The organism is Rhizobium sp. NLR10b (assembly GCF_019685435.1).
Classification (GTDB): domain Bacteria; phylum Pseudomonadota; class Alphaproteobacteria; order Rhizobiales; family Rhizobiaceae; genus Rhizobium.
The window spans coordinates 88060-113665 of sequence record NZ_JABDWV010000005.1; the positions used below are offsets into that span (position 1 = coordinate 88060).

At 61.1% G+C, this 25606-nt stretch carries 24 protein-coding genes; 16 read left to right on the plus strand and 8 right to left on the minus strand.

The window, feature by feature from the left end; translation table 11 throughout:
• Positions 1-104: 104 nt before the first annotated feature.
• Positions 105-998: a LysR family transcriptional regulator gene (locus tag HJB91_RS09415; protein WP_210629798.1), complete on the minus strand. Its 894-nt coding sequence runs from the start codon at positions 996-998 to the stop codon at positions 105-107.
• A 23-nt stretch (positions 999-1021) separates the two neighbouring features.
• Here HJB91_RS09415 and HJB91_RS09420 point away from each other — a divergent pair, with 23 nt between their 5' ends.
• The 6 genes from HJB91_RS09420 (at position 1022) to HJB91_RS09445 (ending at position 6979) form a co-directional block, all read left to right on the plus strand.
• Positions 1022-1531 carry a hypothetical protein gene (locus tag HJB91_RS09420; RefSeq protein ID WP_210629799.1) on the plus strand — a complete coding sequence of 170 codons (510 nt, stop codon included), beginning with the start codon at positions 1022-1024 and terminating at the stop codon, positions 1529-1531.
• Positions 1528-2661 carry a type III PLP-dependent enzyme gene (odc2, locus tag HJB91_RS09425; protein WP_210629800.1) on the plus strand — a complete coding sequence of 378 codons (1134 nt, stop codon included), beginning with the start codon at positions 1528-1530 and terminating at the stop codon, positions 2659-2661. The genes HJB91_RS09420 and odc2 overlap by 4 nt, the downstream gene beginning before the upstream one ends.
• A gap of 96 nt (positions 2662-2757) precedes the next feature.
• Positions 2758-3348 (plus strand): GNAT family N-acetyltransferase, encoded by a 591-nt coding sequence (locus HJB91_RS09430; protein WP_221154509.1) that lies wholly within the window; start codon positions 2758-2760, stop codon positions 3346-3348.
• 221 nt (positions 3349-3569) lie between these two features.
• Complete coding sequence (locus HJB91_RS09435; RefSeq protein ID WP_221154510.1) at positions 3570-4595, plus strand: serine hydrolase; 1026 nt, start codon at positions 3570-3572, stop codon at positions 4593-4595.
• 110 nt (positions 4596-4705) lie between these two features.
• Positions 4706-5860, plus strand: coding sequence for a GGDEF domain-containing protein (locus HJB91_RS09440; RefSeq protein ID WP_221154512.1), 1155 nt, complete (start codon positions 4706-4708; stop codon positions 5858-5860).
• A 141-nt stretch (positions 5861-6001) separates the two neighbouring features.
• Positions 6002-6979, plus strand: a complete 978-nt coding sequence (locus tag HJB91_RS09445; protein ID WP_221154514.1) for a phosphodiester glycosidase family protein — start codon at positions 6002-6004, stop codon at positions 6977-6979.
• 97 nt (positions 6980-7076) lie between these two features.
• Here HJB91_RS09445 and cysE read toward each other — a convergent pair whose 3' ends face one another.
• The 4 genes from cysE to HJB91_RS09465 form a co-directional block, all read right to left on the minus strand.
• Positions 7077-7898: a serine O-acetyltransferase gene (cysE, locus tag HJB91_RS09450; protein WP_221154516.1), complete on the minus strand. Its 822-nt coding sequence runs from the start codon at positions 7896-7898 to the stop codon at positions 7077-7079.
• A gap of 319 nt (positions 7899-8217) precedes the next feature.
• Entirely contained in the window at positions 8218-9207 is a 990-nt protein-coding gene (locus tag HJB91_RS09455) for a WD40 repeat domain-containing protein (protein ID WP_221154517.1), read from the minus strand.
• Positions 9207-10286, minus strand: coding sequence for a GTP-binding protein (locus HJB91_RS09460; RefSeq protein ID WP_221146387.1), 1080 nt, complete (start codon positions 10284-10286; stop codon positions 9207-9209). Before HJB91_RS09460 ends, HJB91_RS09455 begins: the two co-directional genes overlap by 1 nt.
• Positions 10287-10431: 145 nt before the next feature.
• Positions 10432-11220 (minus strand): creatininase family protein, encoded by a 789-nt coding sequence (locus HJB91_RS09465; protein ID WP_221146388.1) that lies wholly within the window; start codon positions 11218-11220, stop codon positions 10432-10434.
• A gap of 85 nt (positions 11221-11305) precedes the next feature.
• Here HJB91_RS09465 and HJB91_RS09470 point away from each other — a divergent pair, with 85 nt between their 5' ends.
• The 3 genes from HJB91_RS09470 to HJB91_RS09480 all read left to right on the plus strand — a co-directional run bounded on the left by HJB91_RS09470 (position 11306) and on the right by HJB91_RS09480 (position 13953).
• Complete coding sequence (locus HJB91_RS09470) at positions 11306-11818, plus strand: MarR family winged helix-turn-helix transcriptional regulator (protein WP_210629809.1); 513 nt, start codon at positions 11306-11308, stop codon at positions 11816-11818.
• Positions 11819-11937: 119 nt separating this feature from the next.
• Positions 11938-12960, plus strand: coding sequence for a LacI family DNA-binding transcriptional regulator (locus HJB91_RS09475; protein ID WP_020922290.1), 1023 nt, complete (start codon positions 11938-11940; stop codon positions 12958-12960).
• Positions 12961-12987: 27 nt separating this feature from the next.
• Positions 12988-13953: a 2-hydroxyacid dehydrogenase gene (locus HJB91_RS09480; protein WP_210629810.1), complete on the plus strand. Its 966-nt coding sequence runs from the start codon at positions 12988-12990 to the stop codon at positions 13951-13953.
• 92 nt (positions 13954-14045) lie between these two features.
• On the opposite strand, the gene HJB91_RS09485 is transcribed toward HJB91_RS09480, so the two are convergent.
• On the minus strand, positions 14046-14825 hold the full coding sequence (locus HJB91_RS09485; RefSeq protein WP_210629811.1) for a gamma-glutamyl-gamma-aminobutyrate hydrolase family protein: 780 nt from the start codon (positions 14823-14825) through the stop codon (positions 14046-14048).
• 289 nt (positions 14826-15114) lie between these two features.
• On the opposite strand from HJB91_RS09485, the gene HJB91_RS09490 reads away from it, so the two are divergent.
• Positions 15115-16221: a TRAP transporter substrate-binding protein gene (locus tag HJB91_RS09490; protein ID WP_210629812.1), complete on the plus strand. Its 1107-nt coding sequence runs from the start codon at positions 15115-15117 to the stop codon at positions 16219-16221.
• An 81-nt stretch (positions 16222-16302) separates the two neighbouring features.
• Here HJB91_RS09490 and HJB91_RS09495 read toward each other — a convergent pair whose 3' ends face one another.
• Together HJB91_RS09495 and HJB91_RS09500 are read right to left on the minus strand one after the other, a co-directional pair.
• On the minus strand, positions 16303-17796 hold the full coding sequence (locus HJB91_RS09495; protein ID WP_221154518.1) for a TRAP transporter large permease subunit: 1494 nt from the start codon (positions 17794-17796) through the stop codon (positions 16303-16305).
• Between the two features lie 20 nt (positions 17797-17816).
• The gene (locus HJB91_RS09500; RefSeq protein ID WP_210629814.1) at positions 17817-18356 is read right to left on the minus strand and encodes a TRAP transporter small permease subunit; all 540 of its coding nucleotides are present in this window, start codon (positions 18354-18356) and stop codon (positions 17817-17819) included.
• 327 nt (positions 18357-18683) lie between these two features.
• On the opposite strand from HJB91_RS09500, the gene HJB91_RS09505 reads away from it, so the two are divergent.
• The 6 genes from HJB91_RS09505 (at position 18684) to HJB91_RS09530 (ending at position 25584) form a co-directional block, all read left to right on the plus strand.
• On the plus strand, positions 18684-20987 hold the full coding sequence (locus HJB91_RS09505) for a bifunctional diguanylate cyclase/phosphodiesterase (RefSeq protein ID WP_210629815.1): 2304 nt from the start codon (positions 18684-18686) through the stop codon (positions 20985-20987).
• Between the two features lie 141 nt (positions 20988-21128).
• Positions 21129-21881 (plus strand): N-acyl amino acid synthase FeeM domain-containing protein, encoded by a 753-nt coding sequence (locus HJB91_RS09510; RefSeq protein WP_210629816.1) that lies wholly within the window; start codon positions 21129-21131, stop codon positions 21879-21881.
• A gap of 223 nt (positions 21882-22104) precedes the next feature.
• Complete coding sequence (locus tag HJB91_RS09515) at positions 22105-22329, plus strand: aa3-type cytochrome c oxidase subunit IV (RefSeq protein WP_011426827.1); 225 nt, start codon at positions 22105-22107, stop codon at positions 22327-22329.
• A gap of 309 nt (positions 22330-22638) precedes the next feature.
• The gene (locus tag HJB91_RS09520) at positions 22639-23784 is read left to right on the plus strand and encodes a Re/Si-specific NAD(P)(+) transhydrogenase subunit alpha (RefSeq protein ID WP_221154523.1); all 1146 of its coding nucleotides are present in this window, start codon (positions 22639-22641) and stop codon (positions 23782-23784) included.
• Positions 23784-24182, plus strand: coding sequence for a proton-translocating transhydrogenase family protein (locus HJB91_RS09525; protein WP_003582338.1), 399 nt, complete (start codon positions 23784-23786; stop codon positions 24180-24182). Before HJB91_RS09520 ends, HJB91_RS09525 begins: the two co-directional genes overlap by 1 nt.
• 7 nt (positions 24183-24189) lie before the next feature.
• The gene (locus tag HJB91_RS09530) at positions 24190-25584 is read left to right on the plus strand and encodes an NAD(P)(+) transhydrogenase (Re/Si-specific) subunit beta (RefSeq protein ID WP_210629818.1); all 1395 of its coding nucleotides are present in this window, start codon (positions 24190-24192) and stop codon (positions 25582-25584) included.
• Positions 25585-25606: the final 22 nt, after the last annotated feature.

The window sequence follows — 25606 nt, forward strand, 5'->3', positions numbered from 1 at the left end:
CCGAGTTCTTGCCAGAAATTGGGACGGAATTGGGACCGGCTTGTCGGTGAGTCCCGATCGGCACCGCTCCATCGTCCGGCCCGACCGGTCTTGCCGTGCAGATCTCACGGATGCTTCTTGAACCAGTTGTGCAGGTAATCGACAAAGATCCTCACCTTGGCCGGCAGGTAGCGCCGGTGCGGGTAGACGGCATAAATGCCGCGGTCGGTTGGTATGTAATCGTTGAATAGCGTCACCAGTTCGCCGCTTTCGATCGGCTTGCGGGCGATGAAATCGGGAATGAGGGCGATGCCGATGCCGGCGAGGGCGGCGCGGAGTGTCGCGTGCGGGCTGTTGACCTCGATCGGCCCGGAGACGGCGACGGCGAAGGTTGTGTTGTCAGGATTGTGGAAGCGGATGCTCCCCTGGGTGCGTGAATTGGTATCGACGATGAAGGGAAGATTGGACATGTCGCTTGGATGCTCCAGATCCGGATGGCGCTCGAGAAAATCCGGGGTGGCGCAGAGATGGACGCGGAAATCGGAGATCTTGCGAGCAATCATGCCGGAATCTTCGAGCTTGCTGATCCGGATCGCCACGTCAAAGCCTTCCTCGATCAGATCGACGAATCGGTCATCGGCGGCGATCTCCAGCGAAAGGTCCGGGTTCTCGCCGGCGAAATCGATCAGCGACTGGCCGACGTCGGCATCGACGAAGGTGCGGGGGACGGAGACGCGCAACCGTCCCTTCAGCTGTGCATTGTTTTCGCGCACTAGATCGGCAAGGTTGTCGATCTCCTTCAAAATGTCGGAGGCGCTGCGATAATAGGTGTGGCCGGCCTCCGTCATAGAGAACTGCCGGGTCGTGCGGTTGAGCAGCAACGCGCCGAGTTCGTCTTCCAGTTCGCGCACATATTTGGACAGCAGCGCCTTCGAGCGGCCGGTGCGCCGCGCGGCGGCGGAAAAGCCTTCGGCCTCGACGACTTCAATGAAGGCGCGTATGCGGGTCAAGGTGTCCATGAAATCCCCACAGGTGTTTTGGAATGTTGAACAAATCGCGCCGGTTTGTTCAATTATTTTTTGACCTCAAGATCAAAAAATCGCTTGATTATGAAGGCGAATATTCTTATCTCACCAGTCAGCCCAAAGTCGCACGTGCCCATGGGTGTCCGCCGAACCCTCGAATTGGTGAGGAAATCGGTAAGGTACCTGGAATTAACCCCTCCAGTCGCTATTCCGGCCAACCGGAAAATGCGAGGACGCCTGAAGCAACGACGGTGCGGGCCTTTTTGTTCTCTCCCTGCTTTCCATCAGCGGGGGTTACTGAAGAGGCACACCATCATTGCCGGAAGTGCGGTTGGGACTCTCCCTCCAATCCATGGCAGACAAAGCCGAACTTACACCGCGTTTGCGGCGTTGGTTCATTATCCGCGCATCGAGCGCTTGCTGTGGTTCCGGGGTCTCCACCGGCTGGTTCCAATGCGAGTTCTCGTATGCCCTTTGTCCTCCGGATCATGCCGGAGCTCTGGAACTGGAAGAGGGAACTGATATGACCACCCAGCGCATCCGCGACTTTCTCGCAACCCGACGTCCCGACGGTCCCTGCCTCGTGGTTGACCTCGATGTCATCAGCGACAATTTCCACGCTTTCCGCCACGCCATGCCGGATAGCGCCATCTACTACGCCGTCAAGGCCAACCCGGCTCCGGAAGTGCTGAAGCTGCTCGCCAGCCTCGGCTCCAATTTCGATTGCGCATCCGTTGCCGAAATCGAAATGGCGCTCGAAGCCGGTGCGACCGCCGCCCGCATCTCCTATGGCAACACGATCAAGAAGGAACGTGATGTCGCCCGCGCGCATACGCTCGGCGTCAGCCTCTTTGCTGTCGACAGCCACGAGGAAGTCGAGAAGATCGCGCGCGCCGCGCCCGGCGCCCGTGTCTTCTGCCGCGTGCTGACCGATGGCGAAGGCGCCGAATGGCCGCTGTCGCGCAAGTTCGGCTGCGTTCCGCAGATGGCCGTCGACGTTCTCGTCTACGCTCATCAGCTCGGCCTGCAGTCCTACGGCGTCTCCTTCCATGTCGGGTCGCAGATGACCAAGGTCGATGCCTGGGATTCGGCTCTTGCCGATGCCAAGCGTGTCTTCGTCCAGCTGGCCAAGCAGGGCATCCACCTGCAGATGGTCAACATGGGCGGCGGCTTCCCGACCAAGTATCTGCGTGACGTTCCGTCCGCGGAAGCTTACGGAAAGTCGATCTACCAGGCGCTGCGCACGCATTTCGGCAACCAGATTCCGCAGACGATCATCGAGCCGGGCCGCGGCATGGTCGGCAATGCCGGCGTCATCAAGGCTGAGGTCGTGCTGATCTCCAAGAAGTCGGACAATGACGACGCGCGCTGGGTCTTCCTCGACATCGGCAAGTTCGGCGGTCTCGCCGAAACCATGGACGAGGCTATTCGTTACCCGATCCGCACCGAACGCGACGGCGACGAGATGGAGCCCTGCGTGATCGCCGGCCCGACCTGCGACTCGGCTGACGTGCTGTATGAAAAGAACCTCTACCCGCTGCCGCTGTCCCTGACGATCGGTGACGAGGTCCTGATCGAAGGCACCGGCGCCTATACGACGACCTACTCGGCAGTCGCTTTCAACGGCTTCGAGCCGCTGAAGGCCTACGTCATCTAAGGTCTTGTTTCTGCTAGTCCCGTCACCAGCCGGGGCGGCAAATCCACAATTCTCCGAAGTCACCGTCTGAAGCGGTTTTGAGTGCGGGAGGCCACGATGGCCGCTGTTCTTGATTCTGTCCGCGCATTCTTTGCGCCTTCCATTTTCACCATCGACGCCGAAAATCCGTCGGATGTCGTCGCGCGTGAAAACCTGCTCGATCGCGTCATGGGCACTGACCGTCGCAAGAAGTCGTCGGAGAAGATCCGCCGCAACCGCATTGCGGCCGAAGGACTTGCGCTGGTCGCTCGTGATCGCGACGGCCATCTGATCGGCACAGTGCGGCTCTGGAACGTCGAGGCCGGCGTCAACGCTGAAGGCACGCCGATCAATGCGCTGCTGCTCGGTCCGCTGGCCGTCGATTGCCGTCACGGCGGCAAGGGCGTCGGCTCGGCCCTGATGCGCGCGGCGATCCTCGAGGCAAAGAACCGCGGACATGGCGCGGTCCTGCTCGTCGGCGATGCCGCCTATTACGAGCGTTTCGGCTTCTTCGCCGAAAAGGCTCGCCATCTTGTCATGCCCGGTCCGTTCGAACGTTCGCGCTTTCTCGCCCTTGAGCTCACCGAGGGCTGGCTTGACGGCGCGGCCGGAATGATCGTCCCCTCGGGACGCATGCTGGCCAGGGCGCCGGTTCGCCGCGCAGCTTGAGCTGCGTGCCCGCCGGGCAGGTGGGGATCTCTTCCCTGGCCGGCGACGTCCGCGCCGCTTGGCCATGTAGGCAGGCGGGCCTGCGATGGTTGCGGCGCGGATTGTCTTTCAGTGACAGAGCGGTGAGGAGTGCGAATAATGGGCTCACCAGCAGACACGATCGCGTGAAAAGTGCCATAGGGCATGCGAAGATGCCGCTGCGATATCCTATCATGTGCCGCATGATCCGTATTTTTTCCCTTCTCCTTTTTCTCTGCCTGCCGTTTGGCGCAACAGGCCAGGCGTCTGCCCAGGGCACGGCATCCGCCGCCGGGCTTGGTCCGCGTCTCGACCAAGCGGCGACCGATCCGGCGCTGCGACCGCTCAAGACGGTGGTCGTCGCTCGTGAGGGACGCGTGCTCGCCGAACGCGCCTTCCGTGGTCATTCGCCGTCGGAATCGACCAATATCAAATCCGCTTCGAAATCGATCATTTCGGCGCTTGTCGGTATCGCGATCGGCAAAGGACTGCTTGATGGGCCGGACCAGAAGATCGCGCCGATCCTGAAGGCCGATCTTCCTTCATCGGCTGATCCGCGCCTCAACGACATCACTATCGGCAATCTTCTCTCCATGCAGGCGGGGCTCGACCGTATGTCCGGGCCGAATTATGGCCGCTGGGTCTCCTCGCGCAACTGGGTGCGCTTTGCCCTTTCGCAGCCTTTCGTCGACCAGCCCGGTGGGGAGATGCTCTATTCCACCGCATCCACGCATCTGCTTTCGGCCATTCTGACCAAGGTCAGCGGCCGGTCGACCATGGCGCTGGCGCGCGAATGGCTCGGCCCAATCGAGGGTTTCCGCATCGGCGCATGGGAGCGCGACCCGCAGGGGATCTATCTCGGCGGCAATCAGATGGCGATGAGCGCCCGGTCCCTGCTTGCCTTCGGCGAGCTCTATCGCAATGGCGGGCGTACGACGGAGGGAGTGCAGGTGGTGCCTGCCGACTGGATCGTGCAATCCTGGCAGCGCCGTACCAATTCACGCTTCTCCGGCGACGAATATGGCTATGGCTGGTTCACGCGTGAGATCGGCAGCGAGCAGGTGCATTTCGCCTGGGGTTATGGCGGCCAGATGCTCTACATCGTGCCGTCGCTCGATCTGACCGTCGTCATGACCTCGGAAGAGAGCGGTCCCTCGGCCCGAAACGGCTACCGGGATTTGCTGCACGATCTGCTGGCCGATATCATCGGCACGGTGCGGGCCGCTTGACCACGGCGGCGGCAGGGAAAACCACCGATCGTTCAAGTTTTAACGAAGGCTCCAATCAAACCGCAAAATCCTTGCTGTAGGTTCCGCCACCAGAACTTCGGAAAAGCGCCATGCTACTGGATCTCAGGACGATCTATTTCATCGTTGCCGTAAGCTGCTTCGTGCTGGGGATTCTCCAGCTTGCAGCCTATGCAACAGGCCGCTTCGAGAGGTGGCCGCTTTGGTGGGGCTTGAGCAACCTCTTCGTCGGCGTCGGTTCCTTCCTCGTGGTGCTGCGCAATTTCGTTCCCTACGCGGTCTCGGTCGACGGCGGCAATATCGTCACCGTCGCGGGCTATATGCTGATGTTTTTTGCCGTGCGCGTCTTTTCGGGACGGGTTCTCGACCAGCGCACCTTCTGGCTTGCCATCTCTCTCGTCAGCGTTCCCGTCGTGCTGATCGTCAGCGATCCCGCAGCGGTCTCGGCAAGGCTTCTTTACGTCTCAGTCATCTGCAGCCTGTGCGATCTTGCGGTCGCAGGGGAGGCGATCAGCATTGTCCGCCGCGAGAAGCTCTATTCCGCCGGTCTGCTCATCGGCCTCTATGTCTGCACCGCCATGATCTTTGCGGTCCGCAGCATCCTTGCTGCGACCGGCGAGATCGGCGGGCCGGATCCATTCGGCGGCAGCGTGGTCCATAGCTGGATGGGGGTATCGGCGGTGGCTTTCATCATGCTGCGCAGCATGGCCATGGTGCTGATGGCAGCCGAGCGCAGCCGCAATCAGCTGACCGAACTCGCCCATCACGATCCACTGACCGGCGCACTCAATCGGGGCGGCCTTGCCCAGCATTTGCCCGCTCTCGCTTCCCGGCCGATATCGCTGCTGATCATCGATATCGACCATTTCAAGCAGCTGAACGACAGGCATGGCCACGCCGCCGGCGACGAGATCCTGCGGCTTTTCGCCAGCATTTGTAAAGGCATCATGCGCTCAAACGATCTGCTCTCCCGGCAAGGCGGAGACGAGTTCCTGGCGGTGCTGAAAAACCTCTCCCAGGAAGATGCGGTGGCGATTGCCGAGCGCATCCGTCTCGACTTCGCCGCCGCCGTCACGCAGCGGCAGGATCTCGCCGTCTTTCCGACGCTGAGCATCGGCGTCGCCACGCGGGAAGGCGGCGGAGAATTCGAACGGCTCGTACACAAGGCCGACGAGGCGCTCTATCGCTCGAAGCGTGAAGGTCGCAACCGCGTCGAAGCCTTCGGAGAAAATCAGCAGGCTGCCTAAGGGCCGTACTTATCGGCGAAGCCTAGGTGCCGCCTTTGATGTATTTGGACGTCGTAGAAAAGCCTCACTTGAAATCGCATTTGCGCAGGGCGAACCATCGCGTCGCATACTGAACCCGACTATTTGCTCATAGAGAATTTGATGTCAGTAATTCGCAAGCTCCTATTCGGGCTGACGGCAGCTTTTGTCGTTATGATTGTTGTCGGCGCCGGTTGGCTCTGGCAGGTCGCCGGCGTTTATGGGTTCAACACGATATTGCGCCGTGGCGGAACCTACTGGATCACTGTTAAGCCTGACGATGAGCGGCTATCGGCCTCGATGCAATTGGCGTTGAAGAGCCCGGTTCCGGCCGTGCAGCCGGGATCGCTGGCCTGGCAAGAACCTGAACTTGGCTTCGAGGTGGCGGAGCTGCCGGTGCTTGCCAATGGTCGTGAAGTCGATCGCATTTTCCTCAGCAGAATTGATCCGGCGCGCTTCCGCTTCGTCGTCCACAATGCGTCACAGGGTGTTAAGGGCATTGACGAATGGGAACATGCCTTGCCCAAGGCCGTGCTGATCGTCAATGGCAGCTACTACGACATGCATGGCCGGCCCGACACGCCCTTCATCAGTGAGGGTGTAGCGATGGGTCCCCAGCAGTATGATGCGAAGGCAGGCGCCTTCATCGCGGACGCTGCCTCCGCCGACATCCGTGACCTGACCCATCAAGATTGGGGAAGCGCCTTCGCCGGGGCGACGAATGCGATGGTTTCTTATCCGCTCCTGATCGGCGACGATGGTCAGACTCATGTGAATGTGAAAAGCCGCTGGCTGGCCAATCGAACCTTTGTCGCCAAGGATGGCTCAGATCGCATCGTGATCGGCACGACGAAGGAGGCGTTCTTTTCTCTCGATCGGTTGGCGGAATTTCTCAAGGCGTCGCCACTTGATCTCAAGGTCGCCCTTAACCTTGACGGCGGACCCCTCGCGCACCGCAGCGTTCGGCTGAACGGGTATAGCCAGAAATTTTATGCGCGATGGGAGGCGCAGGTCGAGGATGACAACGTCAAATTGCTACGTTGGCCGATTCTTCAGGCCACTTGGGCCATGCCGATGGTTTTGACGGTCGAGCGGAGATAGTTTGAGGGCAAAGCCGCAAGAACAATACCTGTCGTCTCCGCCGGCATTCGAGCTCCGTCGTCACATCGCAATCGATTCATCGATCGGAGGATTTGCGCTAAATATTCTGATCCATCGTCTCGGCCGGGATCTCATCGCCGCGATGGATACGAACGACAGCGGCCGGCACGCCGGCGACCGTGCAATGTTCGGGAACCGGCTTCAGCACGACGCTGCCGGCGGCGATTTTGCTGAAGGCGCCGATTTCGATATTGCCGAGTATCTTGGCGCCGGCGCCGATCATCACGCCGTGGCGGATCTTCGGATGACGGTCGCCCGTCTCTTTGCCGGTGCCGCCTAGCGTGACGTTCTGGAGGATCGACACTTCGTCCTCGATGACAGCCGTTTCACCGATGACGATGCCCGAGCCATGGTCGAGCATGATGGCGGCGCCGATCCGTGCTGCCGGATGGATATCGGGGCCGAAGACCAGCGAGGCCAGATTGGCGAGCCAGGTGGCAATCTCCGGGCGGCCGCCGTTCCAGAGCGCATGGGCGATGCGATGGGTCTGCAGCGCATGGAAGCCTTTGAGGTTCAGAAGCGCGTGCAGAAACGTCGTGCAGGCCGGGTCGCGCTCGCGTACGGCGGCGAGATCGGCCTCGACTTTCCGCATGATGTCGTCATCAAGCGCAGACAGGATGAGATCGAACAGATCGCCTGTTTCAACTTGCGCCACCGCGAGCCGCGCGGCTAGCACGCGGGCGAGGATCTCATGGCTGCCGGCAGCGTCCGTCACCTGCTCGGCAAGCAGCCGCCGCAATATCGGCTCGCGCGTCGCAAGCTCGTTCGCCTCGGCGCGGATCACGGCCCAGACGGCGGATACGCTATCGAGGGACTGAGCCTGTGGCTCGGCCAAACCGAGGCCGGTCGATTCCGGCATTGGCGTTTCCTCCGTCCGTCACGCCCAGGTGATCGCTGCGCGGATTTTTATGTTTCCTCTGGCCAAGACAGTGGCAAGCCCGATATTCTAAAGCCTTGGCATCCGATCTTCTAGCCAGTTCGTTCAGGCAGGCGTCGGCTTCGGAAGCCGGCGCGCGAATGAAAGAGCACGTCAGGCTCTTCTTTCCCAGGCGTCTGCAGCGGGCAGCGGCTCCCACAGAGTGACAGGCCGAATCCTTACCGCCGCTCGTAGTTGGTCGGCGCCAAGTGCGACGATTTTAGGTTCCGTCAAGGCATCGGCCATTGCGGGTAACGCAGCCTCATGCCGAAATGTCGACGACACCGCAATCGCCGGCTTCCGAGGCGAACGCAAGCAGCTTGCCGTCCCTGCTCCAGCTCATCGCCGTGATCGCGCCCTTGCCGGGGCGGCGAAGCAGCGCTTCCTTGCTGTCGGCGATGCGCACAGCCAGGATCATCCCATCGACGAAGCCGATGGCAAGGATATCCTCCAGCGGATGGAACTTCACCGACGTCGCCATGATGTTGGCGCGAGTGCCGAGCTCCAGCGGCGCCTTTCCCATCGGCCCGTCCTTGCCCTGGAACGGCCAGACGATGGCCGCCGGCGCGCCCGAGGAGGCGAGCCATTTGCCCTTGACCGACCAGGAGAGGGATTTCACCTTGGAGGGGTAGCCGGTCATGCGCATGTGCCGGGCTTCCGCGCCGGGTTTGCTGTCGAGCTTCCAGCCATGCAAGGCGTTTTCCTGCATCGAGGTGACGAGGAAATTGCCGTCAGGCGAGAAGGTCACGCCGGTATGCGCACCCTTCCATTCGAGATCGACCGGTTTGGCGCTCATGCCGACCCAGTGGAGCGACACGCCATTGTAACGGGCGGCGGCGATGCGCAGACCCTTCGGCGCGAAGGCGATTCCTTCGACGGTGCGCTCCTCAGCGAATTCCTTGGTCGTGCCGTCGGCAAGACGCACGAGCGAACTCTTGCCGTAGGAATAGGCGATGGCGCCTTGCGGGCCGGCCGCGACCTGAGAAATCCACTTGCGCGGCGCGGTCGCGAGCTCGCTGACGCTGCCGTCGGCGGCGATGCGCAGGACCTTGCCATCCTCGCCGCCGGAGATCAGGCTTTCGCTGTAGGGATCGCGGATCGCGGTGAGCATGCCCTGATGGGCCTCTGAAACCTTCTCGCCGCCATCCAGCCGGTGAAACGTACCGTTTGCGCTTGCGAAGAAGGGGACATCACCCAAAAATTCGACGGCCAGAACGTGGCCGTCGAGATCAAGCGGCGCAACTGTCGGCATCAGGCGGCTGCCTCGCAGGCCTTGAAGGAAGCCTCGAGTTTTTCGCGGTCGAGATCGCGGCCGATGAAGACGAGACGGCTTTCATGCTTCTCGCCATCCTTCCACGGACGCTGGTGATCACCCTCGATGATCATGTGTACGCCCTGGACGACGTAACGCTGGGGATCGTCCTTGAATGCGATGATGCCCTTGAGGCGAAGAATGTTCGGGCCTTGCACCTGGGTGACTTTCTGAATCCACGGGAAGAAGCGCTCCGGATTCATCTCGCCGCCGCGCAGCGACACCGACTGCACCGTCACATCATGGATCGCCGACATCGCACCATGATGGTGATGGTCGTGATCATGGCCATGATCGTGATGGTGGTGGTCGTGATCATGATCGCAATCCGGGCCGCAGACGTGGTCGTCATGGCCGTGTTCCAGGAAATGCGGATCGTTTTCGAGCGCGCGCTCCAGGTTGAAGGCGCCCTGATCGAGCACGCGGGCGAGATCGACGCCGGAGCGGCTGGTCTTGTAGACGCGGGCGGCCGGGTTGATGGCGCGGACGATGTCTTCGATCACATCGAGCTCTTCCGGGGTAACGAGGTCGCTCTTGTTGATGACGACGACGTCGGCGAAGGCGATCTGGTCTTCGGCCTCACGGCTGTCCTTCAGGCGCAGCGGCAGGTGCTTGGCGTCGACGAGGGCGATGACGGCGTCGAGCTCGGTCTTGGCGCGAACGTCGTCGTCCATGAAGAAGGTCTGGGCGACCGGTACCGGATCGGCGAGACCTGTCGTCTCGACGATGATGCCGTCGAAACGGCCGGGGCGGCGCATTAGGCCCTCGACGACACGGATCAGGTCGCCGCGCACCGTGCAACAGACGCAGCCGTTGTTCATCTCGTAGATTTCTTCATCCGACTCGACGATCAGGTCGTTGTCGATGCCGATTTCGCCGAACTCGTTGACGATGACCGCGTATTTCTTGCCGTGGTTTTCGGAGAGGATGCGGTTGAGCAAGGTCGTCTTTCCCGCACCGAGATAACCGGTGAGCACAGTGACGGGAATAGGCTTCTGGGTGGAGATCGCGTCGGTCATGAGAACCTCTAAATTAGGCGTACGGCCGAGCGGCTAGGGATCGGCCGCTTGAACGGTTGGTCTCATATAATGGCATGGGCACGGCAGTTCAAAGGATTTTATATGTTATAAGATCACGTTGCCGGCCGATGCGGATGATCCCTCTTCAACTCAGTGCGCTGACGTCGAAGGCATCGACATCCTCCAACAATTCCACCAACCCCTTCACCGCATGGGCAATCAGCGCCTCGCCCTTTTCAGCCGTCGCAGCCGCGGCATTGCCCGCCACGCCTTGTTCATTGATATCCGACATCTTCCAGCCGAAGGCATGCGGGCCGTAGGCGCGCAGGTGCTTGAAGCGGGTGGCGAATTCCGTCTGCCGCGAGGGAAAATCCTCAGCCTTTGCCATGTCTACCTTGTCGGGGTGAAGCGCCAGCATCACCGAGGTCTCGATATCGCCGCCATGGATGCCGATCGCCTTTTCTGCCAGTGGGATCACGCCATCCGGCAGGCCGAAGCGGGTCCAGCTCGTCGCTACCGCCAGCATGGCAAAGCGGACCCGCGCCTCGGTCGCGACGACTGATATCAGAGGCGAATTGCCGCCATGGGCGTTCAGCATCACGAATTTGCGAATGTCTCTCTTCGCCAACCCTTCGGCAATGCCGAGCCAGCGGTTGACCGCTTCTTCGAAGGCGAGCGTCTTCGTTCCTTCAACATCCGTATGCTCTATGGAATATCCGACCGATTCGGCGGGCAGGAAGGTAACGGGTAGGCCGGCGGGCAGGGCCATCTTCAATCGTCCGGCGATGCCTTCGGCAATCAGCGTGTCCGTTTCGAAGGGCAAGTGAGGGCCGTGCTGCTCGTGGGCGCCAAGCGGCAGTACGGCGATCGGATGGCGCCCGGCAGGGGCGCAGACCGAGCCGCTGTCCTCGAAACGGGGCGAAGGCGTCATCATCCGGTCGTTGCCTCTTGTTTATGACGAGATCATGGGCAATGTCATAGCGCAGTGGCGTCGGGGCTTAAAGATCAAAGGGATGGCTATGGGAAAGAAGCACAAGGACGGCAAGAAGAGCAAGTCCAAGAAGAAGGACCAGACGGAGTACACGCTCGTCGATCTTTCTCCGGCGCTCACCCAGGCGGCCCGTTCCATGCGCACGGTGCTCTCGCGCAACCTGTTCGAAAGCGGTCTTTATGCCGGCCAGGACGGCGTCATTCTCTCGCTTGCCGAGAGCGACGGCATGACAGCGGGCGGTCTTGCGCAAAAGCTCGGCGTGAAAGCGCCGACGATGACGCGCACAATCGGTCGCATGGAGGCGCAGGGGTTTCTCGAGCGCAAGCCCGATGCCGAGGATGCACGCCTCACCAAGGTCTATCTCACTGCGCTCGGCCGTGACAGCGTGCGGGCGATCGAGATGGCGGCCTCGGCCTGCGACAGGCTGGCGACGCAGGAATTTTCAGAAAAGGAAATCCGCAATCTGGTTCGTCTGCTGAAGGCGATCGACGCCAATCTGCAGGCCGAGGCGCAGGCCATCGAAGAGCCGGACGAAGACTGAAATTTCCCCTGAAAGACGAATTGCCTCCGCCGGTTAAATCTTTTAATTAAACATTTTAAGGGCGGCGCCGTTTCCGGCGTGGTCTCTTGCTGCCTTGCGTGCTGCCTGGAGGAGGACACGTGGTCCAGAAGATCAAGCTTTCGACAATCGCCGAGACGCTCGGCATCTCAACGGCGACCGTGTCGCTCGCCTTGCGCGACAGTCCGCTCGTCGCCGGCAATACGCGGGAGAAGATCAAGGAGCAGGCGCGCGCGCTCGGCTATATCTACAATCGCCGCGCCGCCAGCCTGCGCACCTCGCGCTCGGGCATCATCGGCGTCGTCGTCCACGATATCATGAACCCATTTTACGGGGAGATTCTGAAGGCGATCGAAAGCGAGCTCGATCGCAGCCGTCACACCTTCATTCTTTCCAACCATTACGACAATGTCGAAAAGCAGCGCACCTTCATCGAGACGCTGCTGCAGCTCGGCGGCGACGGCGTCATCATGTCTCCAGCAATCGGTACGCCGCCGGAAGATCTGCAACTGGCGGAAGAGAACGGCATGCCGGCGATCCTGGTCGCCCGCTCGATGGACGGTCTGGAGCTGCCGACCTATCGCGGTGACGACAGCTATGGCATCTCGCTCGCCACCAACCACCTGATCGGTCTCGGTCACCGCTCAATCGCCATGATCGGCGGTACGGACCAGACATCCACCGGCCGCGACCGCTACCAGGGCTATGTCAATGCCCTGCGCAAGGCGGGCATCGAAGTCGATCCGAACCTGCGCATTCCCGGGCCCCGCTCGAAGCAGGGCGGTTTCGAGGCGGCGGTACATTTCCTCTCGCTGCCGCAGAAACCGACGGCGGCCGTCTGCTGGAACGACCTCGTCGCGATTGGTCTGATGAACGGCATTGCCCGCGCCGGCCTGGTGCCGGGCCGGGATATTTCCGTTACCGGTTATGACGATCTCGAGGAGGCCTCGATCGCCACGCCGGCGCTGACAACCGTCTGGAACGGCCAGACCGAAGTCGGCCGCCTGGCTGCGCGCGCGCTTCTCGATCGTCTTGCCGGCAGCCACGAACCGGATGGCATGCATCTCATCAAGCCGGAAATGCGCATCCGCCAGTCGACCAGTCCCCATCGGCCCCGCGCCTGAACCAGCCCCCGTCCAAGAGGAAAAGCCATGTCCCGCATCGCCATTCTCGTTCCTGGGAAGATACACGAGCGTGTTCTCGAAAGGCTGAAGGATCGTTTTGAGATCATCGCTGTCACCCGCGAGGAAAAGCTAGCGCTCGACAGCGACACCGCCGGCCGCATCCGCGGCGTCGCCGTCTCCGGCGCTTTTCCCGGCGCCTGGATGGACCAGTTGCCTGACGTCGAGGTGATCGCCAGTTTCGGCGTCGGTTATGACGGCATCGATGTGAAGCGTGCGGCGGAAAAGGGTATCGTGGTCACCAATACGCCAGACGTTCTGAACGACGAGGTTGCTGATACGGCGATCGGCCTGCTCCTGAACACCATTCGCGAGCTGCCGCGGGCCGAAGCCTGGCTGCGTCAGGGCAATTGGAAGCCGGGCACGGCTTATCCGCTGTCACGCTTTTCGCTCAAGGGCCGTCATGTCGGGCTCTACGGCCTTGGCCGCATCGGCGTCGAGATCGCTAAACGGCTGGAGCCGTTCAAGGTGAAGATCAGTTATCACACGCGTTCGCGCCATCCGGATGCACCGTATGATTATCACCCGACGTTGAAGGGATTGGCGGAGGCGGTGGACACGCTGATCGCCATCGTTCCGAAAACGCCGCAGACGCATAAGACGATCGATGCCGATATCCTGGCCGCTCTCGGTCCGAACGGAATTCTCGTCAATGTCGGCCGCGGCTGGACGGTTGACGAAGAGGCGCTGAGTGCCGCCCTCGCATCAGGCGCGCTCGGTGCGGCCGGCCTCGACGTCTTTTACGAAGAGCCGAGCGTCCCATCCGGCCTGCTGGAAGCGGCCAATGCCGTGCTGCTGCCGCACGTTGCTTCGGCCTCCGTGCCCACGCGCATGGCAATGGCCGATCTGGTCGCCGACAATCTCGTCGCCTGGTTCGAGGTGGGGGCGGCGCTGACGCCGGTGCCGGAGACACCGCAAAAGGCGAAGCGAGACTGAGCTCGGCTGCCTCTGAGATACCATGCGTGCTTGAGGACGCACAAAGGACGCTCGTGCTTTCCGGAAATCGGCACCGACGGTCGGCCGATGCGCTAGGCGATCGCCTGCGCGGCGACAACCGCCAGTTTTCTGGCGGCGTAGCTGCGGACGGCGTCGCCGAAGGCGGCAAACAGCTTGTTCGACGCCTTGTCGGTTTCGGCCCAATATTCCGGATGCCATTGTACGCCGACGGCGAAGGCCCGGGCATCGATAACGGATACTGCCTCCACCGTGCCGTCTTCGGCGGTGGCTTCCACCTGCAGGCGCGGTGCGGTTCTGGCGATCGCCTGGCGATGCAGCGAATTCACGCGGATATCGCCCGGGCCGAGAATGCCTGATATGCAGGAGCCTTCCTTGACATGGACGGTCTGGCGGATGGCATACATGCCGTCACGGTCGACGCCCTCCGGCCGGCGATGGTCCCAGATGCCGGGCTGCTCATGGATCTCGCTTGCCAGCGAGCCGCCGAGAGCGACGTTCAGTTCCTGAATGCCGCGGCAGATGGCAAGCAGTGGGATGGCGCGGTCGATGGCGCGGCGAATGAGCGGCAGGCTGGTGGCGTCGCGCGCCGGGTCGAAGGGGCCGTCCCGGTCGGTCGCCTCGGCGCCGTAAAGCGAGGGATGCACATTGCTGGCCGAGCCTGATACCAGCAGACCATCGACGCGGTCGAGCACCGCGTCGGGATCATAGCCTGCCTCGAAGGCGGGGATCACGAAGGCCATGACGCCGGCCGCATTCAATGCGGCACTGAGATATTGATGCTGTACGGCATGCCAGGTCGCGCCGTCGAAGCTGCGGATATCGGCAGGAATGGCAATGATCGGTTTCGTCATCTTTGCACCGGTAAAATCTTCTGCTCGTCGTTTTTGCCGCCAGAACGGTGGTGATGTCAACGCCTGGCTTTGTCCGACGACCAATTGCGCCGCAAACGGCGTCGCGGTTCCGGCGCCCGCGCTAAGCTGCTGATTTTGATGGGCGCCGCGCGCGCTCCCTATTGCTATCCTGATGCCAAAGGCTAATAGACTAAAGCTTGAATCGCGGCCCCCTCCATGCTTAGCTCTGCCCTCGCTGCGGGTAGGGATGGATTGGCCGCGCAGTGCCATCTATACGGGAGGTTTTTTGATGGATCGTCGTTCGTTTTTCAAGAAGGCGGGAACCGCCGGCGCCGGAGCGGTTGCCGCAACGGCGCTGGCAGCGCCTGCGATCGCGCAGGAAAATCCGAAGATCGCATGGCGTATGACGTCATCGTTTCCGAAGAGCCTGGACACGATCTATGGCGGTGCGGAAGACATCGCCAAGCATGTTGCCGCCGCCACCGACGGTAATTTCACGATCCAGCCTTTCGCGGCCGGTGAAGTCGTGCCGGGCCTGCAGGCTGTCGATGCGGTGGCCGCAGGGACCGTCGAGGCAGCACACACCACCTCCTATTATTTCGTCGGCAAGGATCCGGCCTATGCCTTCGGAACAGCCATCCCGTTTGGATTGAACAGCCGCCTGACCAATGCCTGGTTCTACGAGGGCAATGGCAATACGCTGATGAACGAGTTCTACGCCACACAGGGCATGTATGCCCTGCCGGCCGGCAATACCGGCGCGCAGATGGGCGGCTGGTTCCGCAAGGAGATCAATACGCTTGACGATCTGAAGGGTGTGAAGATGCGCATTGCCGGCCTTGCCGGACGCATCATGGAGAAGGTCGGCGTCGTCCCGCAGCAGATCGCCGGCGGCGACATCTACCCGGCGCTCGAAAAGGGCACGATCGATGCGGCCGAGTTCGTCGGTCCCTATGACGACCTGAAGCTCGGCTTCCACAAGGTGGCGAAATACTACTATTACCCGGGCTGGTGGGAAGGTGGCCCGACGGTGCACGCCTTCTTCAACCTGGAAAAGTGGAGCAACCTGCCGAAGCACTATCAGGCAGCGCTCGCCGACGCCTGCGCCTTCGCCAACACCAACATGCTGGCGAAATACGACATGAAGAATCCGACGGCGCTGAAACAGCTCGTTGCGGAGGGTGCGACGTTGCGCCCGTTCAGCCAGGAGATCATGGAAGCCTGCTTCCAGGCGGCAATGGGCATCTACGGCGAAATTTCGGCCAACAACCAGTATTTCAAGAAGATCTACGAGGACCAGACCGCCTTCAAGCGCGACGCCTATCTCTGGATGCAGCTTTCGGAATACACCTTCGATACATTCATGATGATCCAGCAGCGGGCCGGGAAGCTTTAGGCTTTCCACGACCGACATCGACGCTTTAGGCGAATGCAAGAAAAACCCCGGATCATTGATCCGGGGTTTGTTTTTGTTTGGCTATTTGGCTGGCGCCGGCGGGGCGACCGGCAGGCCGTTCAGCGGCGGCAGGGTCAGGCCCGGATTCTGCGGCGAGCCGTTGCTCCCGCCGCCCACCGGCGGCAGGCCGAGCTGGCCGCCGAAGCCGGGGACTTCGATCTTGATCGAGTTCGGATCGACCTTGGGGCCATGATCCAGCCAGTAGGTGACCGACTGCGGCCAGAAAATCACGATCGCCACGAGGATGATCTGCATGCCGACCCAGGGAAGGGCGCCCATGTAGATATCCGAGGTCTTGACGTCCTTGCTGGCGATCGAGCGGAGGTAGAAGAGCGCAAAGCCGAAGGGCGGATGCATGAAGCTGGTCTGCATGTTGACGCAGATCAGCACGCCGAACCAGATCAGGTCGATCCCAAGACTGGAGGCTACGGGGGCGAGCATCGGGATGACGATGAAGGCAATCTCGAAGAAATCGAGAAAGAAGGCGAGCACGAAGATGAAGATGTTGACGAAGATCAGGAAACCGACCGGGCCGCCGGGAATCCCCGACAGCATGTGCTCGATCCAGCGCGAACCATCCATGCCCTGGAAGACCAGGCTGAAGCAGGTGGAGCCGATCAGGATCATCACCACCATCGACGTAATATGGGTGGTCGATGTCATTGCTTCGCGGATCAGCGGCCAGGTAAGACGGCGGTTCATGGCTGCCAGGGCCATGGCGCCGACGACGCCGAGCGCGCCGGCTTCCGTCGGCGTCGCAAGACCCATGAAGATCGTACCGAGCACGAGAAAGATCAGCACGATCGAGGGCACCATGCCCATCAGCACCCTCGCTAAAAGCGCCCAGTTGAAGTCACCGCGCACCTCTTTCGGCAGCGGCGGCATCGATTTCGGCTGGATGATCGACATCACCAGGATGAAGAGCACGAAAATCGTCACCTGCAGGATCGAGGGGCCGATGGCGCCGAGATACATGTCGCCGACCGATCTGCCGAGCTGGTCGGCGAGGACGACGAGCACGAGCGAGGGCGGGATCACCTGGGTGATTGTACCCGAAGCGGCAATGACGCCGGTGGCAAGGCGCGGGCTGTAGCCATAACGCAGCATGATCGGCAGCGAGATCACCCCCATGGTAATGACGGAGGCGGCTACCGTGCCGGTGATGGCGCCGAGCACGGCGCCGACGAGGATGACCGCATAGGCGAGGCCGCCGGGAACGCCGCCGAAGAGCTTGCCGGTGCCTGCGAGCAGATCCTCGGCAAGGCCGCAGCGTTCTAATATCGCCCCCATGAAGGTGAAGAAGGGAATGGCGAGCAAGAGGTCGTTGGAGACGATGCCGAAAAAGCGCAGCGGCAGCGCTTGCAGAAAGGCTTCGCTGAAATGACCGGTGACGATGCCGATGATGCCGAAGAACAGGCCGACGGCGGCGAGTGAAAAGGCGACCGGAAAGCCATAGAGCATGAAGATGACCATGCCCAGGAACATGGCCGGCGGAATGATGCCGAAATCAAACAAATCCGTTCCTCCCGGGAGCGCTACTGCAGCGGCTTTTCGTATTTGGTGTCGATGCTGATGTGGCCGGTCAGCGCCGCGATCCGTTTGATCAGCTCGGAAACGCCCTGGAGGGAAAGCAGCGCGAAGCCGGCGACGAGGATCAGCTTGACGGGCCAGCGGATCAGCCCACCGGCATTGCCCGATATTTCTCCCTGCCGATAGGAAAGCGCGAAGAAGGGCCAGCAGAGCCAGGTGAGGAACACGCAGACGGGAATGAGGAACAGGATGAGGCCGACGATGTCGATCCAGATCTTCGCCTTGTCGGACACTGCGCCATAAATCAGGTCAACACGAACGTGCTCATTGTTGCGCAGCGCATGCGAGGCGCCGAGCATGACGACGAAGGCGAAGAGGTACCACTGGATCTCAAGCCAACCGTTCGAGCTGTAGTTGAAGGTGTAGCGGACGATGGCATTACCGGCGCTGATGAGACAGCAGAACAGGACCATATATTCGGAAAGTTTGCCCATGATCCGACTGACCGAATCAATCAGCCGGCTTGCCGCCAGAAGTCTCGACATTCGTTTCCCTTGTTCTTGTCCTGCCATTTTTCGGCAGCTTTCCCTCTTTGGAATCGGTGTAGACCACGGCTTTTGAAATTGGAAGGATAAATGCTTCGCGTTAGAGCATAGTCTAAGTCGCAACGGGCGGCCTGTATGGTTCGCCGATGTTTTAACAACCCAGGCGTGGATAAATTATTTTCCAGTTCTCGCCAGCAGGATGCATTATCTCGCGTAAGCTGTGGTGTTCATCCGTTGGTTTTAGAAAATTTGACCAAATGTTTGATTCGATTGAAATCAATTTTTAAAGGGTTGGGCTTAGAATCCCCGCGCACAGGGAAAGTGTGGATGAAGCCAGATAACCCGAACAGGGTCCCTATTGATGTGTATTTGTCGTTTGTGAGCTCCCTTTCCGGGAACCGCATGACGCTTCTTGTCGGCGTGATCGTCCATGTCGCCACGTGCCTTGCAGTGGCTGCCAAGACACAGTACTCCATCTACATCCTGCTGTCGGTCGCCTTCCTTCTGGTCTTCAGCGCTCGCATGGCCATCTTCCGGCAGTTCGATCGTATCGACAAGCAGAGCCTGTCGCGCGCCGGGATCGAACGTTGGGAGAGGATTCTTGTTGCCTCCGGATCCTGCACCACCGCACTCCTCGGCATCGCCAGCGGCTACGCTATCTTCGTCGTGCACGATTCCTTTGCGGAGCTTGCCTGCATTTCCGTCACCATGGCGACCATGGTTTCCGTTGTCGGGCGCAACTACGGCTCGCGTTTCGCGGTCGACCTCCAGACGGCCTTCTGCTGCCTGCCGATGATCGTCGGCAGCCTGCTGGCGCTGGACTTCTATCGCGGCGTGCTGTCGATCTTTCTCATCCCGTTCTGGCTGACGACGCGGGCGATGGCGAACGGCGTGCGCGAGTTTCTGTATGAGAATGTTATCGCGCGCCGGGAAATCACCATCATCGCCGACCGTTTCGACACGGCGCTCAACAACATGCCGCATGGCCTCGTGATGGTCGATGCCGAAAACCGCATCCAGGTCGTCAACCGCAAGGCCTGCGAACTGTTGAAAATCGGCGCGCCGGAGCGGTTGAAGGACCGCGATCTTGGCGCCGTGCTGCGCTATGGCGCACGCTACAGCTTCATGGACGCCTCACAGCCGGAGCTCATTCTGCGCCAGCTCACCCAGGTGGCCGAAGGCAACCTGTCGCGCACGCTCATTCATTTTCCCGAGAGCCTGTCGCTCGAATTCTCCGCCAGCCGCAGGGCTGACGGCGGCGCAGTGCTGATCTTCGAAGACGTATCCAGCCGTGTGAAAGCCGAGCAGAAGATCATGCACATGGTCCGCTTCGATGCGCTGACCGGCCTGCCGAACCGCGAATATTTCGGCCAGCTGGTGCAGGAGTATCTCGCCAAACATCCGAGGAAATCGGGGCCGCTTGGCTTTATGGTGCTCGATATCGACGAGTTCAAACATGTCAACGACATGCGCGGTCACGTCACCGGCGACCATCTGCTTTGCGCCATCGCCGCCCGCATCAAACAGGTCTGTGGCAACGCCATCCTCGGCCGGCTGATGGGCGACCAGTTCATCCTGTTCTTCCCGCATGCGAAGGAGCCAGCCTCACTCGACCTCGAGATCCGTCGCGTGCACGCTGCGATCCAAGGCCATTTTGAGGTCGATGAACTGACCTTCCTCATTTCGCTCAGTGCTGGTTACGCCATTCTCGAAAGTTCCGCTTTTGCGATGGACGAATGGAGCGTCAAGGCGGATCTTGCGCTGTTCGAGAGCAAGTCGCGCTTCAGGGGCGGTATATCGGGCTTCGAACGCGAGATGGACGGGCGCTATATCGAGCAGCAGAAGCTGAAAGCAGACCTTCGCGAGGCGGTCACGGCGCAGGCGCTGCATCTCGTCTTTCAGCCAATGTTCCGGTCTGACGGCTCGCGCATCGAATGCGCCGAGGCGCTGGCGCGCTGGGTGCATCCGGAGAAGGGTTCAATTCCGCCTGATGTCTTCATCCGGCTCGCCGAGGATATGGGCATCATCTCCGACATCACCCGTTTCGTGCTGTTCAAGGCCTGCAGCGAATGCATGACCTGGCCGGAGCACATCGCCGTCTCGGTCAACCTCTCGGCACGGGATTTGCGCGATGCCGACATTCTGTCGGTGGTCGCCGACGCGCTTGCCAATTCCGGGCTCGACGCGGCGCGGCTGCATCTCGAAGTCACCGAAAGCTGCCTGATCGACGAGCCGCAGGCTGTGCGCGCCATCCTGGCGGAACTCAGAGCCCGCGGCATCACCATCGCGATCGACGATTTCGGCACCGGCTTCTCCAGCCTCAGCTATCTCGACACGCTGCCGCTCGATATCGTCAAGATCGACCGCTCTTTCGTGCGTAATATCGTCGAGGATACCCGTCGCCTCAAGCTCTTGCGCGGCACGGTCAACCTCGCTAGGGAACTCGGCCTCAAGATCGTCATCGAGGGGGTTGAGACCGAAGAGCAGCTCGCATTGCTCAACAAACACCGCAGCACCGATCTGGTGCAGGGCTATGTTTTCTCGCAGCCGGTGCCTTCCCAGAACATCCCGCTTCTGCAACAGGGCGTCGGCCGCCGCGTCGTCCAACGTCGCCGCAACAAGGTCGCCTGAGCACTCGGCAGCCGCCTATTTTCCTTGTCACACTCCCCCGCCGTTAACCTTAATACTTTATAAATGGTCCGAATTATCGGATTTCCTTGCCTAAATCTCGCGGGCATATGATTAATGATCCGTTAACGAGTGGATCAAAATATGTCAGACACACTGTTCACGCGTAGTGATTTCAGTACGAAAATTTTGGAAATTCTCGATCACGTCGAATATCGCCGTGTCGAAAGCAGCGAAGACATGGAGGAGGTGGAGCGGCTGCGCTACAAGGCCTACAAGGCCCACGGCGCGCTGTCGCTTGCCCCGGAAGGCCTATTGGACGATGTCGATTTCGACAGCCATGCTTATATCTTCGGTCTCTACTATTATGGCGAACTGGTCAGTACGATCCGAATTCATTATGTGACGCCGGAGCATCGTATCAGCCGATCCGGAGAGGCCTTTCCCGAGGCGATGGATGAGCTTTTGGACGCGGGGCTGACCTTGATCGACCCGGCGCGTTTCGCAGCCGATCCGGAGCTCACCGCCAACATGCCATGGGTTCCCTATCTGACGCTGAGACCTGCCATCGTCGCGGCAGCGTATTTCCGGGCTGACCGCGTTATTCAGTCCGTCCGGCCCCCGCATGCCGCCTTCTACAAGCGGGTCTTCTATGCCGATACCATCGTGCCCGGCCGACTGGCGGAGAGTTACGGGGTTGATGTCACGCTGATGGCGACGAATGTGGTGGAGGTGGGGCGCAAGTTGTTGACGCGCTATCCTTTCTTCATCTCCAGCGCCAGCGAACAGCGCATGATGTTTTCGCGCACTCCCCACGATACGCTGCCGCCGCTTACCATCATCCCGACGGCGCGCTTCGTGCCGCAAGGTGAATTCGGCACCGACCTGCCGCTGTAATTTCTCCTGCTCTGCGAATGAGGAGAAGTCATATAGCGGTAACAAAATCCGCAGCCGACGCCCTCACGTTTTTCCTTGCGGAAGAAGGTGGTTTGGAACCGCGGCTGCGGCATTCTCATGCATTGCGCTTTCGCCTGTCATTGTGTAATTCCTGCAGGCAGGGACTTCCCTCGGCGTAAGAGGGAATCAGGCAGCGCAAAAGCATTTCAGGGAGACGATATTTATGGCCGAACATCATACCGGACCGGTCGAGACCGGCGCGCCGATGGATTACAAGGAACATGAGCAGACCTACAACATGTTCATTGCCGGCACGAAATACGGCACGATGCTTCTCGTCGTTCTCCTGCTGGCGATGACCGCCGGTTTCTTCGGCGGCGCCGGCCTTCTCGGTGGCCTCTTCGTCTTCATCGTTCTTCTCGCCGCCGGCATCTTCCTGTTCCGCTGATCGCGGCTGGCGCATCGGCCTGAAAATCGCAATTGACTTTCAGCAAACACGATGTGTCGACTGAGGGAGTTGCAGCGTCTTTGTGCGTCCGGAGGGGGACGCACGGCGCTCTAAGGGGAGGGGAGGCTTCTCCGAAGCTTTGTGAATTAGAGCGGTTCAGCTTTTCACCGAAGCGCAGAACCGCTCTAACATTTTGGATTTACGCAATTCCGGACGGAAAACCGATTCGCACTTTCCTGGAATTGCTCTAGGTGCTTGGCCTGCGCAGGCGAGCCTGCGGCGGTCTGGCTGACCCGGAGGAGGGGGCAGTTGGGCAATATTGTTTTCGTTGCAAAGGAAGTCACGGACGGAGAGACGCGAGTCGCGGCTTCCGCCGAGACCGTGAAGAAGATGAAAAGTTTCGGCTTCGATGTCGTCGTCGAAGCCGGCGCCGGTACGGCTTCGCGCATTCCGGACGCCGAGTTCGAGGCCGTCGGCGCGAGAATCGGCAGTTTTGCCGATGCCGCCTCGGCCGACGTGGTGCTGAAGGTGCGCCGCCCGAGCCCATCGGAAATCGCGGGTTATAAGAGCGGCGCCGTCGTCATCGCGATCATGGACCCCTACGGCAATGAGGAGGCGATTGCGGCACTCGCGAGCGCCGGGCTTTCGGCTTTCGCCATGGAGCTGATGCCGCGCATCACCCGCGCCCAGTCGATGGACGTGCTCTCCTCTCAGGCCAATCTCGCCGGCTACCAGGCCGTCATCGAGGCCGCGGCGGTCTATGATCGCGCCATGCCGATGATGATGACGGCGGCAGGCACGGTGCCGGCCGCCAAGGTCTTCGTCATGGGCGCCGGCGTTGCCGGCCTCCAGGCGATTGCGACGGCGCGCCGCCTCGGTGCTGCGGTCTCGGCCACCGACGTGCGCCCGGCCGCCAAGGAGCAGGTTGCCTCGCTCGGCGCCAAATTCATCGCTGTCGAGGACGAGGAGTTCAAGGCAGCGGAAACGGCCGGCGGTTATGCCAAGGAAATGTCGGCAGACTATCAGGCGAAGCAGGCGGCGCTCGTCGCCGAACATATCGCCAAGCAGGATATCGTCATCACCACGGCTCTCATTCCCGGCCGGCCGGCGCCGCGGCTCGTCTCGCGCGCCATGCTTTCCTCTATGAAGCCAGGTGCGGTCGCCGTCGACCTCGCGGTCGAGCGCGGCGGCAATATCGAGGGTGTCGTCGCCGGCGAGGTCGCCGACGTCGACGGCGTCAGCGTGATCGGCTTTGCGAATATGCCGGGCCGGGTCGCGGCCAGCGCCTCGGCGCTTTACGCCAAGAACCTCGTCACCTTCCTCGAGACGATGGTCAACAAGGAAACGAAGGCGGTCGTCGTCAACCTCGACGACGAGCTCGTCAAGGCAACGATGCTGACCTATGCCGGCGACGTGGTTCATCCCGCCTTCGGCGCGAAGAAGGGAGACATATGATGGCCAGCGAAGCAATGGACAGAGCCCTGCAGCAGTTAAACGACGCCGTGACGGCCGTCGCCACTGCAGCCGCGCATGCCCCGGAAGCGGCAAGTGCGGCAACGGGCGGGGCAATTGATCCCTTCGTCTTTCAGCTGGCGATCTTCGTCTTGTCGATTTTCGTCGGCTATTACGTCGTCTGGTCGGTGACGCCGGCGCTGCATACGCCGCTGATGGCGGTGACTAACGCGATCTCCTCGGTCATCGTCGTCGGCGCGCTGCTGGCGGTCGGCATCTCCACAAGCGGACTTGCGACCGGCTTCGGCTTCGTCGCCCTGGTGCTGGTTTCGGTCAACATCTTCGGCGGCTTCCTGGTCACGCAGCGCATGCTTTCGATGTACCGCAAGAAAGACAGGTGAGGGACCGATGACCAATATCGCAGCCTTCCTCTACCTCGTTTCCGGCGTCCTCTTCATTCTGGCGCTGCGCGGCCTGTCGCACCCGGCCACCAGCCGCAAGGGCAATCTCTACGGCATGATCGGCATGGGGATCGCCATCCTGACGACGCTGGTGTTGGCGATGCCCAATTTCGCCGGCTTCGTGCTGATCGTCCTCGGCCTTGCCATCGGCGGCAGCGTCGGCGCCTATGTCGCCCGCACCATCGCCATGACCTCGATGCCGCAGCTCGTTGCCGGTTTCCATTCGCTGGTCGGCCTTGCCGCCGTGCTGGTCGCCGCCTCCGCGCTTTATACGCCCGCCTCCTTCGGCATCGGCGATATCGGCCATATCCACACCGAGGCGCGCATCGAGATGGCGCTGGGCGTCGCGATTGGGGCGCTGACTTTCACCGGCTCGATCATCGCCTTCCTGAAGCTCGACGGGCGCATGTCCGGTAAGCCGATCCTGCTGCCCTACCGGCACCTGATCAATGCAACCCTGCTGGCGCTGATCGTGCTCTTCATCATCGGCCTTGCCGCGACCGAAAGCCACTTCGACTTCTGGGCGGTCGTGGCACTGTCGCTGGCGCTCGGTGTCCTGCTGATCGTGCCGATCGGCGGGGCCGACATGCCCGTCGTCGTCTCGATGCTCAATTCCTATTCAGGCTGGGCTGCGGCCGGCATCGGCTTCACGCTCGGCAATCTGGCGCTGATCATCACCGGCGCGCTCGTCGGTTCCTCAGGCGCCATCCTGTCCTACATCATGTGCAAAGGGATGAACCGCTCCTTCATTTCCGTCATTCTCGGCGGCTTCGGTGGCGAGACGGCGTCGAGTGGGGCCGATACGTCAGACAAGACCGTCAAGCTCGGGTCGGCTGAGGATGCAGCCTATCTGATGGCGAATGCCTCGAAGGTCATCATCGTGCCGGGATACGGCATGGCGGTCGCCCAGGCCCAGCATGCGCTGCGCGAACTTGCCGACAATCTGAAGAAGAACGGCGTCGAGGTGAAATATGCTATCCACCCGGTCGCCGGCCGCATGCCCGGCCATATGAACGTGCTGCTGGCCGAAGCCAATGTTCCCTATGACGAGGTCTTCGAGCTCGAGGATATCAATTCGGAATTTGCCCAGGCCGACGTCGCCTATGTCATCGGCGCCAATGACGTCACCAATCCGGCAGCGCGTGACGACAAGACCTCGCCGATCTACGGCATGCCGATCCTCGACGTCGATCGGGCCAAGACCTGCCTGTTCGTCAAGCGCTCGCTCGGTTCGGGTTATGCCGGCATCGACAACACCCTGTTCTACAAGGACGGCACGATGATGCTGCTCGGCGACGCCAAGAAAATGACCGAGGATATCAACAAGGCGATCGCGCATTGAGCTGATGAACCGCCCTTTTGGG

What these genes read in the sequence shown, in the direction of transcription:
- HJB91_RS09415 (WP_210629798.1), bottom strand. Translation starts at nt 998, where the DNA reads ATGGACACCTTGACCCGCATACGCGCCTTCATTGAAGTCGTCGAGGCC.
- HJB91_RS09420 (WP_210629799.1), top strand. Translation starts at nt 1,022, where the DNA reads ATGTTGAACAAATCGCGCCGGTTTGTTCAATTATTTTTTGACCTCAAG.
- odc2 (WP_210629800.1), top strand. Translation starts at nt 1,528, where the DNA reads ATGACCACCCAGCGCATCCGCGACTTTCTCGCAACCCGACGTCCCGAC.
- HJB91_RS09430 (WP_221154509.1), top strand. Translation starts at nt 2,758, where the DNA reads ATGGCCGCTGTTCTTGATTCTGTCCGCGCATTCTTTGCGCCTTCCATT.
- HJB91_RS09435 (WP_221154510.1), top strand. Translation starts at nt 3,570, where the DNA reads ATGATCCGTATTTTTTCCCTTCTCCTTTTTCTCTGCCTGCCGTTTGGC.
- HJB91_RS09440 (WP_221154512.1), top strand. Translation starts at nt 4,706, where the DNA reads ATGCTACTGGATCTCAGGACGATCTATTTCATCGTTGCCGTAAGCTGC.
- HJB91_RS09445 (WP_221154514.1), top strand. Translation starts at nt 6,002, where the DNA reads ATGTCAGTAATTCGCAAGCTCCTATTCGGGCTGACGGCAGCTTTTGTC.
- cysE (WP_221154516.1), bottom strand. Translation starts at nt 7,898, where the DNA reads ATGCCGGAATCGACCGGCCTCGGTTTGGCCGAGCCACAGGCTCAGTCC.
- HJB91_RS09455 (WP_221154517.1), bottom strand. Translation starts at nt 9,207, where the DNA reads ATGCCGACAGTTGCGCCGCTTGATCTCGACGGCCACGTTCTGGCCGTC.
- HJB91_RS09460 (WP_221146387.1), bottom strand. Translation starts at nt 10,286, where the DNA reads ATGACCGACGCGATCTCCACCCAGAAGCCTATTCCCGTCACTGTGCTC.
- HJB91_RS09465 (WP_221146388.1), bottom strand. Translation starts at nt 11,220, where the DNA reads ATGATGACGCCTTCGCCCCGTTTCGAGGACAGCGGCTCGGTCTGCGCC.
- HJB91_RS09470 (WP_210629809.1), top strand. Translation starts at nt 11,306, where the DNA reads ATGGGAAAGAAGCACAAGGACGGCAAGAAGAGCAAGTCCAAGAAGAAG.
- HJB91_RS09480 (WP_210629810.1), top strand. Translation starts at nt 12,988, where the DNA reads ATGTCCCGCATCGCCATTCTCGTTCCTGGGAAGATACACGAGCGTGTT.
- HJB91_RS09485 (WP_210629811.1), bottom strand. Translation starts at nt 14,825, where the DNA reads ATGACGAAACCGATCATTGCCATTCCTGCCGATATCCGCAGCTTCGAC.
- HJB91_RS09490 (WP_210629812.1), top strand. Translation starts at nt 15,115, where the DNA reads ATGGATCGTCGTTCGTTTTTCAAGAAGGCGGGAACCGCCGGCGCCGGA.
- HJB91_RS09500 (WP_210629814.1), bottom strand. Translation starts at nt 18,356, where the DNA reads ATGTCGAGACTTCTGGCGGCAAGCCGGCTGATTGATTCGGTCAGTCGG.
- HJB91_RS09505 (WP_210629815.1), top strand. Translation starts at nt 18,684, where the DNA reads ATGAAGCCAGATAACCCGAACAGGGTCCCTATTGATGTGTATTTGTCG.
- HJB91_RS09510 (WP_210629816.1), top strand. Translation starts at nt 21,129, where the DNA reads ATGTCAGACACACTGTTCACGCGTAGTGATTTCAGTACGAAAATTTTG.
- HJB91_RS09515 (WP_011426827.1), top strand. Translation starts at nt 22,105, where the DNA reads ATGGCCGAACATCATACCGGACCGGTCGAGACCGGCGCGCCGATGGAT.
- HJB91_RS09525 (WP_003582338.1), top strand. Translation starts at nt 23,784, where the DNA reads ATGGCCAGCGAAGCAATGGACAGAGCCCTGCAGCAGTTAAACGACGCC.
- HJB91_RS09530 (WP_210629818.1), top strand. Translation starts at nt 24,190, where the DNA reads ATGACCAATATCGCAGCCTTCCTCTACCTCGTTTCCGGCGTCCTCTTC.